The sequence below is a fragment of the Gordonia westfalica genome, assembly GCF_900105725.1.
GTDB lineage: Bacteria > Actinomycetota > Actinomycetes > Mycobacteriales > Mycobacteriaceae > Gordonia > Gordonia westfalica.
Genome location: NZ_FNLM01000034.1, coordinates 3,300,867 through 3,315,441 on the forward strand (window position 1 = coordinate 3,300,867; position 14,575 = coordinate 3,315,441).

General features: G+C 65.9%; 12 protein-coding genes and 1 pseudogene. 4 read left to right on the forward strand and 9 right to left on the reverse strand.

The window, feature by feature from the left end; translation table 11 throughout:
• Positions 1-6: 6 nt before the first annotated feature.
• Positions 7-1,176 (reverse strand): acyl-CoA dehydrogenase family protein, encoded by a 1,170-nt coding sequence (locus BLU62_RS20600; protein ID WP_074851850.1) that lies wholly within the window; start codon positions 1,174-1,176, stop codon positions 7-9.
• A gap of 105 nt (positions 1,177-1,281) precedes the next feature.
• Between BLU62_RS20600 and BLU62_RS20605 the strand changes: the two genes are divergently transcribed.
• The 4 genes and pseudogenes from BLU62_RS20605 to BLU62_RS33950 form a co-directional block, all read left to right on the forward strand.
• Positions 1,282-3,303: a flavin-containing monooxygenase gene (locus BLU62_RS20605; protein WP_074851851.1), complete on the forward strand. Its 2,022-nt coding sequence runs from the start codon at positions 1,282-1,284 to the stop codon at positions 3,301-3,303.
• 50 nt (positions 3,304-3,353) lie between these two features.
• Entirely contained in the window at positions 3,354-5,198 is a 1,845-nt protein-coding gene (locus BLU62_RS20610; RefSeq protein ID WP_074851852.1) for an AMP-dependent synthetase/ligase, read from the forward strand.
• 96 nt (positions 5,199-5,294) lie between these two features.
• On the forward strand, positions 5,295-5,558 hold the full coding sequence (locus BLU62_RS20615) for a hypothetical protein (protein ID WP_244278274.1): 264 nt from the start codon (positions 5,295-5,297) through the stop codon (positions 5,556-5,558).
• Positions 5,559-5,643: 85 nt separating this feature from the next.
• Positions 5,644-5,773, forward strand: a pseudogene (locus tag BLU62_RS33950) (acyl-CoA dehydrogenase); the annotation flags it as partial.
• A 58-nt stretch (positions 5,774-5,831) separates the two neighbouring features.
• On the opposite strand, the gene BLU62_RS20620 reads toward BLU62_RS33950, so the two are convergent.
• The 8 genes from BLU62_RS20620 to BLU62_RS20655 all read right to left on the reverse strand — a co-directional run bounded on the left by BLU62_RS20620 (position 5,832) and on the right by BLU62_RS20655 (position 14,538).
• Positions 5,832-6,467, reverse strand: coding sequence for a TetR/AcrR family transcriptional regulator (locus BLU62_RS20620; protein ID WP_074851854.1), 636 nt, complete (start codon positions 6,465-6,467; stop codon positions 5,832-5,834).
• Positions 6,468-6,661: 194 nt separating this feature from the next.
• Positions 6,662-8,182, reverse strand: coding sequence for a class I adenylate-forming enzyme family protein (locus BLU62_RS20625; protein ID WP_074851855.1), 1,521 nt, complete (start codon positions 8,180-8,182; stop codon positions 6,662-6,664).
• 161 nt (positions 8,183-8,343) lie between these two features.
• Positions 8,344-9,522, reverse strand: a complete 1,179-nt coding sequence (locus BLU62_RS20630) for an aromatic ring-hydroxylating oxygenase subunit alpha (protein WP_074851856.1) — start codon at positions 9,520-9,522, stop codon at positions 8,344-8,346.
• A 177-nt stretch (positions 9,523-9,699) separates the two neighbouring features.
• Entirely contained in the window at positions 9,700-10,932 is a 1,233-nt protein-coding gene (locus BLU62_RS20635; protein ID WP_074851857.1) for a cytochrome P450, read from the reverse strand.
• Complete coding sequence (locus tag BLU62_RS20640; RefSeq protein ID WP_099047871.1) at positions 10,932-11,168, reverse strand: ferredoxin; 237 nt, start codon at positions 11,166-11,168, stop codon at positions 10,932-10,934. The genes BLU62_RS20635 and BLU62_RS20640 overlap by 1 nt, the downstream gene beginning before the upstream one ends.
• Positions 11,169-11,170: 2 nt before the next feature.
• Complete coding sequence (locus BLU62_RS20645; protein ID WP_074851858.1) at positions 11,171-12,040, reverse strand: SDR family NAD(P)-dependent oxidoreductase; 870 nt, start codon at positions 12,038-12,040, stop codon at positions 11,171-11,173.
• Positions 12,041-12,418: 378 nt separating this feature from the next.
• The gene (locus BLU62_RS20650; RefSeq protein ID WP_074851859.1) at positions 12,419-13,912 is read right to left on the reverse strand and encodes an aldehyde dehydrogenase; all 1,494 of its coding nucleotides are present in this window, start codon (positions 13,910-13,912) and stop codon (positions 12,419-12,421) included.
• 197 nt (positions 13,913-14,109) lie between these two features.
• On the reverse strand, positions 14,110-14,538 hold the full coding sequence (locus BLU62_RS20655) for a hypothetical protein (RefSeq protein WP_074851860.1): 429 nt from the start codon (positions 14,536-14,538) through the stop codon (positions 14,110-14,112).
• Between the last annotated feature and the right edge of the window lie 37 nt (positions 14,539-14,575).

Consider the following 14,575-nt stretch of genomic DNA (forward strand, 5'->3'; position numbering starts at 1 on the left):
CAGCCCTCAACGGAAGAGGGACTTGCCGATGATCTCCTTCATGATCTCGTTGGCTCCGCCGTAGATTCGCTGCACGCGCGCGTCGACGTAGGCCTTGGCGATCGGATACTCGGCCATGAAGCCGTAGCCGCCGAACATCTGCAGACACCGGTCGACGACGCGCCCCTGGACCTCACTTGCCGCGAGTTTGGCCATCGCGGCCCGATCGGCGGTGAGGTCACCGGTCGTGTGCTGGAGCAGGCAGTCATCGACGAAGGCACGGACGACCTCGGTCTGCACGAAGGCGTCGGCGAGCGTGAACCGGATGTTCTGATTGGCCGCCAACGGTTTTCCGAATGCGGTTCGGGTACTCACATGGTCCCGCGCGAGCTCGACCGCGCGGGCCGCCGCGGCCGTGCTCGCCACTGCGATCGTCAGCCGCTCCTGAGGGAGGTTGGTGACGAGTGCACGAAAGCCTCCACCTCGCTCACCCAGCAGGTTCCCCCTGGGGACCCGGGCGTCCTCGAAGAACAACTCGGCGGTGTCCTGCGCATGCATGCCGATCTTCTCCAGATTGCGCCCACGCTGGAAGCCAGGGGTGTCGCGTTCGACGACCAGCAACGACAGGCCGCCGTGGCGGTCACCGCCGCTCTCGGTCCGCGCAGCGACGATGACCAGATCGGCGTTGATCCCATTGGAGATGAACGTCTTCGAACCGTTCAGCACAAAGTGATCACCCTCCTCTTTCGCCGTCGTGGTGATGCCCGCGAGATCGGAGCCAGTGCCCGGCTCGGTCATCGCGATGGCCGCGATGAGATCACCCGACGCCAGGCCGGGCAGCCAGCGTCGCTTCTGCTCGTCGTCGGCATAACGCTCGAAGTACGGAACGCAGATGTCGTTGTGGAGGTTGACCCCGAACGACATCACCCCCGCGTCGGCAACCTCTTCGGCGATGACCGCGTTGAACCGGAAGTCATCGGTGCCGCCGCCGCCGAACTCCTCGTCGACCGACATCCCGAGAAATCCGTGCGAGCCGGCCTTCCGGAAGAGTTCGCGGGGAATCCGCCCCTCCCGTTCCCAGTTCTCGTAGCCCGGGACGACCTCGGTGTCGAGGAACCGGCGGAAGCTCTCCCGGAATGCCTCGTGCTCGGGTTCGTACACACTTCGTGCGCGTGGACGATTCGCGGTGACTGTCATTGTCTGTCCTGTCTGTCGATCGATTGACGGGGTGGGCCGCGGTGCTCAGCCGTCGGCGGGAAATGTGATTGACGCCACGTCTGAACACATTGTATGGTCTCGTGTATGCCAGAGTCCAGTTCCCCCCGCCTCGCGCCCGAGTGGAGCGGCGTTCCCGACGGCGCGTTCCGGCCCGACGCCGACTTCACCGACGAGCAGCTCGCACTCGCACTGAGACACGCCAATCTCCCGATCCTGCTCGGCTCGTTGGCTCTCCTGACCGGCGATGACCGCTGGATCGAGGATCCCTACCTGCCGACCGCTCCTCCCGATCTCGGCGACCACGACACCGGAGGTTTCGAACCCGAACTCGCCGAACGTATTCGGCGTGAGGCCTCGGCAACGCTTCGCGCGTGGCGCGATGGCGACCTCGACGTTGCGGACGCACCGGCCCCCGAACGACTGTCACGGATCCTCTCGGTGATGCTCGCCGAGCGACTCCCCGACGACTACGGGCAGCTCCTGGGCGAGGAGATGGGCCTGTACCGCCGCCATTCGGTACCGCGGTCCACTCCGACGGATGGCTTCCGGGTCGCGATCATCGGTGCGGGGATATCCGGACTGGCCATGGCAATCCGCTTGCAGCAGGCCGGGATCGACTACGTTCTCATCGACAAGAACGACGACGTGGGCGGCACGTGGCACGAGAACGTGTACCCGGGCTGCGGGGTCGACACCCCGAGCTACCTCTACGCCCTGTCCTTCGACCCGAACCCGGAGTGGTCCAGCTACTTCGCTCCGCAGGAAGAGCTCGCGGCATACTGGCGAGCACTGGCCGAACGCCACGGCATCCTGGCCCACACACGATTCTCGACGATGGTCGATCAGGCCGAGTTCGACCCGGCCACCGCCGGCTGGACCCTCGACCTTCGATCGGTATCAACCGGTGAGATCGAGAGCCTCACCGCGACAGTCGTTGTCAGCGCGGTCGGACTGCTGAACCAGCCCAGCATCCCCGACCTGCCGGGACTGTCGGATTTCGAGGGCCCCGTGTTGCACACGGCGCAGTGGGACCCGGCGGTCGACCTCCGAGGCAAACGCGTCGCGGTCATCGGCACGGGTGCGAGCGCCATGCAGTTCGTTCCCGCCGCTGCCGAAGACGCAGCCGAGGTCCGGGTGTTCCAGCGGACACCGCAATGGGCGATGCCCCATCCGCTCAAAGGGCAGCCGGTCGACGACTCGGCGCACTGGCTGAACAGACACGTGCCGTTCTATCTCGCGTGGTATCGCGCCCGTTTGTTCTGGCGGATGGGCGACAAGGTGTGGCGCCTCCTGCAGGTCGATCGCGACTATCCACACCTCGGGCGCGCGATCAACAAGGGAAACGACCGACTACGCGCCATGCTCACCGCGTACATCGAGAACGAACTCGACGGTCGCCCAGACCTTCTCGCGAAGAGCCTGCCCGACTATCCGCCGTACGGAAAGCGACTGCTGATCGACGCCGGCTGGTTCCGCACGCTTCGCCGCGAGAATGTCCATCTCGTCACCACCGGTATCAGCACGGTCACGACGAACGGGGTTCGGTCCTCGGACGGTGTCGGCCACGACGCCGACGTGCTGGTTCTGGCAACGGGTTTCAAGTCCGTAGATGTTCTGGGGTCGCTCACGGTCCGTGGTCGCGACGGACGCACACTCCGAGAGGTCTGGGGTGCCGACGACGGCCGTGCCCACCTCGGTATCACCGTGCCCGGATTTCCGAACTTCTTCTGCCTGTACGGCCCCAACACCAACACCGGTCACGGCGGCACGGTCATCGCCGGCACCGAGATGCAGATTCAGCACGTCACGGCATTGATCAGCGCGATGATCGACGAGCGGCTCGACTCGATCGAGGTCCGTCCCGAGGCGTTCGACACCTACAACCGCGAACTCGACGAAGCGCTCGAGGACACGGTGTGGCACTTCGGCGGTACCACGACGTACTACCGCAACGCACGGGGACGGATCGTCACCAACAGCCCCTGGCGGTACGTCGACTACTGGCGTCGTGTCCACGAACCCGACTTCGCCGAGTTCATCACCACGCGCGGAACCGTCGCGACAGCGCAGGAGTCGTCCGGCGGCGCCGGACAACTCACCCACTGAGTCCGGCCCGCCCCCACCATCTCGTCCCATCGCAATCGAGGCAGAACACAATGACACACGCACCGCAGGCCCCGTCCGCACCTGTTGCCGCCCCGGGTATCTCCGCCACCACGCTGGTCGGGGCCTTCCAGGCCACGGCCGCGAGTCGGCCCGATTCCACGGCCCTGAGCGCCTTCGGTGAGGAGCGATCGCTGACCTGGTCCGAATACCGCACGGCGGTTGAGGAAGTGGCTGCCGGACTCGCCGATCTCGGCGTCGGACACGGTGACACGGTCGCCATCATGCTGCCGAACAGCCCGGAGTTCCACGTCGTCGACATGGCCGTGTTGCACCTGGGCGCGACGCCGTTCTCCATCTATCTCACCTCGGCGCCGGATCAGATCAGCTACCTGTTCGACAACGCCGGGAACTCGGTTGTCGTCGCGGACTCCGCCTTCCTCGACGTCCTCCAGCGCACCGCCGCCCCCACCGTCAGGCACCTCGTGGTGACGAACCCGGCCGGCGCACCCACCGTCCATGGCAACGGTCCCGCGACCATCACCCCGCTCGATGAGCTACGCGGCCGCCGCCCCGCGGACTTCGACTTCGAGAAGACCTGGCGTTCGGTCCGTGCCGACGACCTGGCCACGCTCATCTACACCTCGGGCACGACGGGAGATCCGAAGGGCGTCGAACTCACCCACGCCAATCTGATGTTCGTCATGTACACCTGCAACCTGCGTTTCCCGTTCGACGTCGACGGTGCGGCCATCAGCTACCTGCCGACCGCGCACGCCGCCGATCGCGTGTTCTCGCACTACCTCGCGACCGTGACGGGGTGGCCCATCACCACTGTTCGTGATGCGACAGCCGTGTTCGGCGCGGTCGCCGAGGCTCACCCGACCTGGTTCCTGGGTGTGCCGCGGATCTGGGAGAAGCTCCGGGCCGGTCTCCTCGCCCGCTTCTCGGCACTGCCGGACGGCCCGCGTGATGCGACGTCGGCCGCGCTGGAGGCAGCGATCCGCCTGGTACAGATCGAGCAACGCCGAGAACCGGTTCCGGCAGACCTACAGGACGCCGTCAGCGTCGCCGACGAACGCATCTTCGCCGACCTCCGGGCACAACTCGGACTGGACCGCGTCGCGCTCCTCATGACCGGCGCCGCGCCGATCGCGCCGGCGGTGCACGAGTTCTTCCTCGCGCTCGGCTTGCCGCTCCAGGAGGGGTTCGGGATGTCCGAGACCGGCGCGCTGGGATTCACCAACGTGCCCGACGACATCCGTGTAGGCAAGGTGGGCCTGGCCCAACCGGGCACCGAGGCCAAGCTCGCCGACGACGGCGAGCTCCTGCTGCGCGGCCCGCACGTCATGCGCGGCTACCGCAAGGCCCCCGAGAAGACGGCCGAGGCGATCGACGAGTTCGGCTGGCTGCACACCGGCGACATCGCGCGGATCGACGACGATGGATGGGTCACGATCGTCGACCGCAAGAAGGAACTGATCATCAACGCCGCGGGCAAGAACATGTCCCCGGTCAACATCGAGGGGAAGCTGAAGAGCGCCTCGCCGCTGATCGGTCAGGCGTGCGTCATCGGCGACCGCCGGCCCTACAACATCGCGCTCATCGTCCTCGATCCCGATGCCGCCCGCACCTTCGCTGCCGCACACGGTCTCTCGGACGCCAGCCCTGCGGCACTCATCGACAATGCCGCGCTGCAAGCCGAAGTCGACCAGGCGGTTGCCCGCGCGAACGAGCAGCTCTCCCGCGTCGAACAGATCAAACGTCATCGACTCCTCGCCGACGAATGGCTCCCGGACTCCGATGAACTCACGCCGACGATGAAGCTCAAACGACGCGGCGTCACCACCAAGTACGCCGAGATCATCGAGGACATCTATTCGTCCACGGCCCGTTAGACCGGCACGACAACATTCCGGGGCAGCATCATGGAAGTTTGCGTCGAAGCACAGACGGTCCGAGTCCTTGACCGAGAGAATCTGCGAAGTCTCTCGGTGAGGACTCGGATCAGCGCGGCCGATACGTCAGAGAGGTTGCGCCAGCGCGGAATCGGCTACATCGACGGCAACGTCGCCTATGTCAACACGTGGTGGCTACAGTCCCTGAGCGACAACCGGCGGTGGCTCGACGAGGTCCGCGAGATGCTGTCGTTCGCCGAATGTCACGGGTGGTTCGACGGGGTCTACCTTCGCGCCCGTCTCGACATCGACGCCGTAACGATTGTTCGTGTTCGGAATCCGCTGCGAGCCACCGGGTGACCGACGCGTCCGGCCGCGGGGACACCGTGGATGATCGGTCACTTGAACGTCGACGCGGCCAAGGCCGAACGGTAGGTCACCGAACCTGCAGGACAAGGTCATCGACGCGGGTGTGCAGCTCCACGGGGGGTACGGCTACATGATGGAGTACCCGGCGGATCGACGGCGGGACCAACGCGATCATGAAGGAGATCATCCACCGGGATCTGATCCGAGGTCAGGGCAGCGGTCGCCGGACTCGGCGCGCGCGTGTCCGGCGACACGCTCACCGCGTCAGCGTTTCAGCTCGGCCGACGGCACCGCGCTCGGAAGGAACGCCGGGAGCACGAAGTCGCGCAACATCTCCCGATGCTGTGGGTCGTCGGGGCGGTCGAAGTCCAGTCGCCCGACGAGGATGAACTGGACGAATGCGATCCACTCGGCCATCTTCTCCTTGTCGAGATCCCGACGGATCTCGCCGCGCTCCATCGCCTGCTCGATGACCGGGTCCCACATCTCCGCGGTCAGCCGGGCGGCAAGCCCCGACGCTCCGACGAGGGGTTCGGCCATCTGCATGTGTTCGGGACTGACCAGGATGCGGATCAGCGGATCGCGGCGTCCCCGGTCGACCAGGAAGATCAGGCCCTCGACGAGCTGGTCGGCGAAGGAATCCTTCTCGAGCAGGAACTTCCGTGCCTTGGCGAACAGCATGCGCGACCGTCGTTCGATGATGGCCGAGATGAGAGTGTCGCGGTCGCCGAAATAGCGGTAGACGGTCGGACGGGACACCCCGGCCTCACGACCGATGTCGTCCATCGTCGTCTTGGATACGCCGTATCGCTGGAAAACCTTCTCCGCAGCGACCATGATCTGTTTACGGGCCTCCTCGACGTCCTCGCTCAGGACGTTGCCCGTCTTTCTGCGTGCCACGTGAGTGCACCTCCCAAAAGCCATGTTACAACGGACAAACTGTGTTATCTGTCCGCGACGCTCAAAAATCGAGACAGCCTCGTCGGCCGTCTCGCCGAGCCGGCCGGTAAGCAAAACGACCGAGGCGCGGATCTCCTCCGCAACCTCGGCCGTCTCACAACCGGCGCGCACCTCGTCTAACGCACGCGCACCCCTCAGCGCACGCGATCGAAGCGAGTATCCACGTCCTTGTACTCGTCCCGGATCACCGTCTTGGCGATCTTTCCGCTGGGGAGGCGGGGCAGCGGGTCCTGCCGGATCACGACGTAACGGGGCACCTTGAAGTCGGCCAGGACCTTCTGGCAGTGCTCGACGATCGTCTTCTCGTCGACATCGGCGGCGGCCGTCACGATCGCCGCGGGGGTCTCGCCGAACCGGTCGTCGTTCGCCGCGATCACGGCGACCTCCTGGACGCCCTCGATGGCGCCGATCGCGATCTCGAGTTCCACCGGCGAGATGTTGATGCCGCCGGAGATGATGAGGTCCTTGAGGCGGTCGACGAACTTCACGCGGCCGTCCTCGTCGGCCTCCCCGAGGTCGCCACTGTGCAGCCATCCGCCGCGGAGGGCCTGCGCGCTCGTCTCCGGGTCGTTCCAGTAGCCGGGGGTGACACCCGGGCCGCGGACCACGAGTTCACCCGCTTCTCCGGGAGCCGCTTCCTCACCCTTGTCGTTGAAGACCTTGACCTCGGTGAAGATCGACCCCGTGCCGCACCGGTCCGGGAACTCGAAGGCCTCCTCGCGGATCGTCGCGGTCGCGACGCCGCCGGCCTCGGTCATGCCGTAGATCTGACGCAGCAGGACACCCTTGTCGGCCCAGCGCTTCAGCAGCGGCACCGGAACGGCGGCGCCGCCCACGATCGCGGTCTTCAGAGCGCTCAGGTCGGCATCGGCGAACTCCGGGGCACGCGAGATGGCCTCGAAGATCAGCGGAACACCGAAAATGGCCTCCACTGAATGCTTCTCGAGGAGCTTCACCGCGTTGGACGGATTCAGTTCGGGTTCGACGACCAGCGTGCCGCCCAGAACCGTCGTGATCAGGAGTCCGTAGACCAGGCCCGGGGTGAAGGCGAGCGGCAGGACCAGCAGCGTGGTGGTTCCCGGCCGGAAACCCTCCTCGGTGAGGGTGTTCTCGAAGACGATCGACATGAGCGTCCGGTTGGTGAGGATCACGCCCTTGGACAACCCGGTGGACCCGCTGGTGAACAGCACGGTCGTCGGCTCGTCGGGTTCGAGATCGACACGGAAGTCGTCCGCACCGCCGGCGCGCAGCGCCTCGAGCTCGGCGTAGGTGACGACGCTGAACGGTGCACCGATCGCCGCGGTGTCCTCGGCCAGCTGCTCGAAGCCCGGGGCCACGATCACGACGCCGATACCCGCGTCGTCGGCGATCTTCCGGAGCTCGGCGGGGCGGTAACGGCTGTTCAGCGGAACCAGGACGCCGCCGGACTTCAGCGCACCGAGGGCCGCGACCGGCCACTCGAGCGAGTTCGGCCCGAGCAGACCCACCCGGGCACCGGGAGCGACACCGTTGCCCTCCACGAGGAGACGGGCGATGCGACTGCTCCAGTCCCGCAGCTCACGGTAGGAGATCTCGGAACCGGAGAAAACCACAGCGGTGGTATCACCCTTGGTACGGGCCCACCAGTCGAGCGCCTTGCCGATGGTTGTGGTCATGATCGTACTTTCTTCTCTGTCAACAGGTTTCGATGCGGCCGAGAGGTGCGGCCGCCGCAGGCGCGGGGCCTGCGGATCGGCCGGCCCCACTCACCTAACGGTTATAGGATAAATCGGACTTTGGGGTCGCGCGCCGGTTCCGACGAACCGGCCCTTCGACATCAGGCGCCCGCACGCCCTTCGGCGACGAGCCGCTTGGTCTCACGCCGGAAGACCTGATTGGCGATCTCGTTGCGACCGAGCAACATGTCTCCCGCGTCGGCACTGCCCATACCCTGCTGCGAATCCCGCAGCAACGGGAAGTCCTCCTGATGCAGGACCGCGAGCAGGATCTCCCAGTTCTTGTTCCACAGTCGCTCCCAGCGCTCCTGCTCCATGCCGCTCTCCTCGACGGTCGGCACCATCAGGCGCTGTTCCATCCGCGACTTGGTCGGATCGGTGGGGTGCGGCCGGAACGTCAAGAGCTGGAAGTGATCCGGCTGGCGAAGCAGAGTGCTGTTCGGGCCGAGCCAGTGCGTCTCGGTGACGTACTTGTCCAGCGGGATGTCGCCCGGGTCCTCTTCGAGGAAGCGGTCGATCGACTTGCGCGGCGCGATGAACCGGCAGTGCCGGCCGAAGTCCTCGAAGGCCATCACGTTGGTGTGGATGATCTTTCCCGCGGTGTTCGGGTGTGCGTACTGGATGTGGTAGCCGTCCAGGAACGCATCCTGCATGATCTTCCAGTTCGTGGGTTCGTCGAAACCCCCGGCCCGGAAACAGACCAGCTTGTCCAGGTTGTACTCGGCGAGCATCGGGTCGATCTCGGGACCGAGCCAGGCCGCGACGTCGATCTCGGCCGAGGCATTGTCGACGACCCAGATGAACCCGTGGCGCTCCTCGGTCGGGAGCTCGATCAGTCCGTGGTCGGAACGGTCCACATCACCGAAAGTCGAGTCGCGCGTGATGGTTCGCAGCGATCCGGTCGGATCGTAGGACCAGCGGTGGTAGCCGCACGAGAAGATCCGGCAGCGCCCCTTCTCGCTCTTCTCCAGCATCGCGCCCCGATGCCGGCAGAGGTTGACGAAGGAGCGGACACTGCCGTCCTTCTGCCGCACCACGATGATGTTGTTCCGCGGCATCTGAACCGTGACGAAGTCGTTGGGACGCGAGATCTCGCTGCCGTGCGCGACGATCGAGGGCACGCGGCCGAAGATGTGATCGCGCTCCTCCTTGGCGAGCACCGGGTCGGTGAACTCCTCGGGCTCGAACTGCACGATCTCGTCGAACTTGTCGGTCGTCTCGTTGCGCAGGAGCTCGAGCGCACGCCTGATTCGATCTTGCCGGGGAAGCGAAGTGGTCATGGTTCCCTCCGTGGAGGAGCGGTTGTCGAGTTGGGACGCACCCGTCCGGACTGGGACAGGCACTGCATTAAACCTACAGCAGTAAGTTTTACGGAGCAATGGTGCGACACCCCTGGACCGGTGTGGCGGGCGGGAACACAACCCACCACACCGGTGATCAGGGCACGCCGGGGCCGGTCAGGACTCCGGGGTGAACCGGATCGGCATGCGGACGCAGCCGCGCACCTGACTGGAGTGGAACACCGGCGGATCCGATTCCACGAGCTGGAAATCGGGGATGCGGCGCAGGATCTCCTCGAGCGCGATCGTGAGCTCGATACGCGCCAGATGCGAACCCAGGCAACGATGCGCGCCGCCGCCGAACGACAGGTGGCGGTTCGGCTTGCGGGCGATGTCGAGCGCGTCCGGGTCGTCGAACTCCTCGTGATCGCGGTTGGCCGCGCAGAGCATCAGGATCAGCTGCTCACCCTCGGAGATCTTCATCCCGCCCAGTTCGACGTCACGGGTCGCACGACGCCCGGGCACCACGGCGGCCTCGATGCGCAGGATCTCCTCGACCGCGGTCGGGATCATCAGCTCCGGGTCATCGATGATCTGCTGCCGCTGCTCGGGATTGTTCACCAGGTGGACGATCGCCCAGGCCAGCGAACCCTGCACGGTGTGCAGGCCGGCGATGAGCAGCAGGAAGAACATCCGGTTCAGCTCTTCGTCGGTCAGCAGTCGCAGACCGTCCTCGAGCTCGACCTCGGTGTGGATGAGCTGCGAGGTGACGTCGTCCCCCGGCGTGGCGCGACGCTCGTCGACCATCTTCTGGAAGTAGCCGAGCATCTGCATGCCGGCGATCGCGCGCGCCTCCAGCGATTCCTGTTCGGTCCCACCGGGCTTACCGAACAGCACGACGTCGGTGGCCTCGGTGAACAGCGGAGCGTCCTCGACCGGCCAGTCCATGAGCGCCAGGAAGATGCGGGCCGGGAGCTCATGAGCGAACTCCGAGATGTACTCGGCCTCACCCTTCTTCGCGAATCCGTCGAGCAGGTCGTTGACGACGTTGCGGATGTCGTCGGAGAGCTTCTTCATCCGGGCCGGACCGAACAGCGGCTGCAGCGCCTTGCGGTAGCCGGTGTGCTCCGGCGGATCGAGCTCGATCGGGATGAACTTGCCGAAGGCCTCGTTCGTCACCAGGTTGTTGGGGTAGCTGGAGAAGGTCTCCGCGTCGCGCAGGACCTCGTGGATCTCGTTGTAGGAGGTGACGATCCAGTGTCCGCCGTGGGCGGTCGAGTAGACGACCGGTCCCTTCGCGGCAAGTTCTGCCGCGTACTCCTGGAATCGATCGATCGGGGCTGCGATGGACGGGTCGTACACGTCGAAGTCGACGGTGACGTCCTCGCGGGATCGTTCCGCTGTTGTCATTACTGATCCTTTGTGGTCGTGGAGTTGGTGTTGAGCAGTGCCAGCGCCCGCTCGGGACACATCGACACCGCCTCGCTCGCCTGAGCCGCCTCGTCCGGCGTGAGAGTGCGCTCCGGGACCACGGGGTCGCCCTGATCGTCGGCGTCGATCAGATCAGGGGCGACCCCGTAGCAGAGTCCGTGTCCGGCGCACGCCACGCGATCCACAGTGAGTGTGGTGGGCTGCGGTGAGGACATGGTCAGGCGTTCGGGTTCTTCTGGTCGAGGTCCTCGGGGAACCACATGCCGACGCGCGACAGCGTTCCACCGTCGCCGGAGGCGATGACCTGTCCGGACATGTAGGCCGAGTCATCCGAGGCCAGGAACAGCGCGATCTTGGCGTTGTCGACCAGTGACGGCGGACGGTTCAGCTTGAGCGGGATCGGCGAGACGAAGGGATCCCACGGGCCGGCGACCTCTTCGTAGGACTGACCGACGACCGGCGAACCGGCGGGCATCAGGAAGTTCGGCGACATGCCGTGAGTCGGCGCGATGCCGTTGACCCGGATACCGAAGGGACCGAGATCCAGGCTCAGGCCGCGCACCAGGCCGTTGACGCCGGCCTTGGTGGCCGAGTACAGCGCGATCTGGTGGTAGGCCAGGAACGAGGCCGCCGACGAGGTGGCGATGATGGTGCCGCCGCAGTTGCTCTTGAGGTGGGGAACCGCGGCCTGGGCGGTGTAGATGACACCGGTGAGGTTGACGCCGAGGACATTGTTCCAGTCCTCCTCGGTCAGGTCCTCGAAGTTGACCTGCTCGCCGCCGGCAACGGTGGGCACACCGCCGCGCGAGACGACTCCTGCGTTGGCCCAGGCGATGTCGAGCTTGCCGAACTCGGCGACCGTCTGGTCGACCGCGGCGGTGATCTCGTCCTTCTTGGCGACGTCGGCGGTGATGGCGATCGCCTCGCCACCCTGCTGTTCGACGAGCTTCACCGTCTGCTCGGCACGGTCGCCGTCGATGTCGACGACCGCGACCTTGGCACCCTCCGCCGTGAACAGCTGCGACGACTGGCGGCCGAGACCCGAGCCCGCTCCGGTGATCAGTGCGACTTTGCCTTCGAGTTTCATCTTCGATCCTTGCTCTGGGGTGAGTGGCGAATGCCTGCCGGAGTTGCCGGGGACGCCCGGGACATCAGGGGCAGGCTGACTGACGCCGTGAAACGAGGTGATCCGCATCGTGACGGGTGAGCCGATGTGATGACCGCCACCTTCACGACCCACCGTAAAGCGTTGAACATGAGACGTCAAGTGATATTTGTCAGCAGCTCGGAGATTTCTTCTCATGTTGCTGCACAACCGTTCTCGACGACGACGACCAGGCGTGACAGCGTCACGCCTGGTCGTTTGTTTCGGTCGCACGCCGCTGTGGCGATCCGTGGAGGATCGCCACAGCGGCGTCGTTTCAGTTGTCCGTCGTGCAGGTGCGGATGGGGACGGCTCCCCGCGTCAGGACGGCTGGGGCGCCGGCAGGTGCACGGTCTTGATCTCGAAGAACTCCTCGAGACCCTCGGCACCGCCCTCGCGGCCCACACCGGACTGCTTGTAGCCACCGAACGGCAGCGTGAAGTCGAGTACCGAGGTGTTCACGTTCACCGTCCCGGTCCGGATGCGTTGCGCGAGTTCGAATCCGCGCTCCACATCGGCCGTGAAGATCGCGCCGGACAGGCCGTAGACGGAGTCGTTCGCGATGGCCACCGCGTCGTCCTCGTCCTCGTAGGTGATGATCGAGATGACCGGACCGAACACCTCTTCCTGGGCGATCGTCATGTCGTTGCGGACGTTGTCGATGATCGTGGGCTGCACGAAGAAGCCCTGATCCCCGACGCGGCCGCCGCCGTAGACCACCTCGCCGCCTTCGGCCTTGGCCTTCTCGATGTAGCCCTCGACGCGGTCACGATGACGTGCCGAGGTCAGCGGACCGAGGAAATTCGTCTGCTCCCAAGGGTTTCCGATCGGGATCATGTCCAGCGCCGCCTTGTACGCACCGACGATCTCATCGTGGCGCTCCCGCGAGACGAGGACGCGGGTCAGTGCGACACACGCCTGACCGGACTGCATGCAACCGGCCATCGGCAGGTTGGCCATCACCGTGTTCAGGTCCGCGTCGTCGAGGATGATCGCCGCCGACTTGCCGCCCAGCTCGAGCGAGACCTTGGCGACACGGTCGGCCGCCAGGCTCATGATCCGCTTGCCGACCGAGGTGCTGCCGGTGAAGGTGATGTGGTCGACCTTCGGGTTGAGCACGAGCGACTCGGAGACCTCACGGTCGGCGACGAGCACGCTGAGGACACCTTCGGGGATCTTGCCCTCGTCGACGAGTTCGGCGACCACGTCGGCGAACACCGACGGCGACAGCGGCGCCTCCGGCGAGGTCTTGAGGACGACCGAGCAGCCGGCGGCCAGCGCCGGGATCACCTTGAAGGCGATGCTGCCGATGGGGCCGTTCCACGGGATGATCGCGGCGACGACGCCGGTCGGCTCCTTGACGATGCGGGAGACGCCGCCGTCGGCGCGCGGACGCTCCTCGACGACGTTCACCTTGCGCGCCTCCGCGGCAACGGCGCGGTACAGGCCGAGGATCATCTGCTGGGTCATGGCGCTGACCGGGGTGGTGACCCCGACCTCGACGATGCCGAGTGTGGTCAGTTCGGGGATACGAGCCTCGAGACGGTCCGCGATCGCGTCGATCACGTCGGCGCGTTCGGCGGGCGACTTGCGCGCCCAGTCGCCCTTGTCGAACGCCGCACGCGCGACGTCCACGGCACGGGCCACGTCGTCGGCGGTGGCGGCGCGGACACGGGCCGCGGTGCGCTCGGACCACGAGTCGACCACGTCGATCCACTCGTCTCCGCTCGACTCCACCCAGCGGCCACCGATGAACACCTTGTCTCGGTCGGCGATGGTCTCCAGGGGGTCGGTCACCTGTTCGGTCGTCGTCATGGAACAGCTCCTCGATCTTGGTTGTGCGCCCGGTGCCGAACATGGCAGCCGGCACCAAAGCGCAGCGCTGTGAACCGGGTCACAAAGGAGAGTAATAACCGAATGGCGTTAGGTCAACACCTGACATCTTCTGTCATTTGTATCGCAGCTCCGGGCACGAAAAAAGTCCCCGCCGGAGCGGGGGCCGATTCGACCAGTTATTCGGCGTTGACCAGGTAGAACACCGACGACCCGCCACCGGCGGCCTGCGGGGAGGCACCGATCTGGACCCAATAGGTCGATCCGCCCTTGGCGGCGGACAACACGACCACCGACTGTCCGCCCTCGGTCGACCGATGTGATTCGGTGTAGCCGGCCCCGGTCAGTTTCTCCGTCGCCGCCTCGAGTTGATTGCCGCCGTTCGCCGGACCCTGGACGGTGACCTCCCAGCCGTCGGCGCGGGTGCCACCCGCCGAGAGCACGTGTCCGTCGATCAACGGCACCTGCGAAACGGGAAAATCGGACGGCAACGGGACACCGTCCGGACCGGCCTGTTCCTCGTCGCCGCAACCGGCCAGCACCCCGCCGACCACCACGATCGAAGCCGCTACCACAAGAAGACGCCAGAGCCAGTCGAACCGGAACATACGGGCAACGGTAAAGTAGTTCCCGCGGGCAATCGCT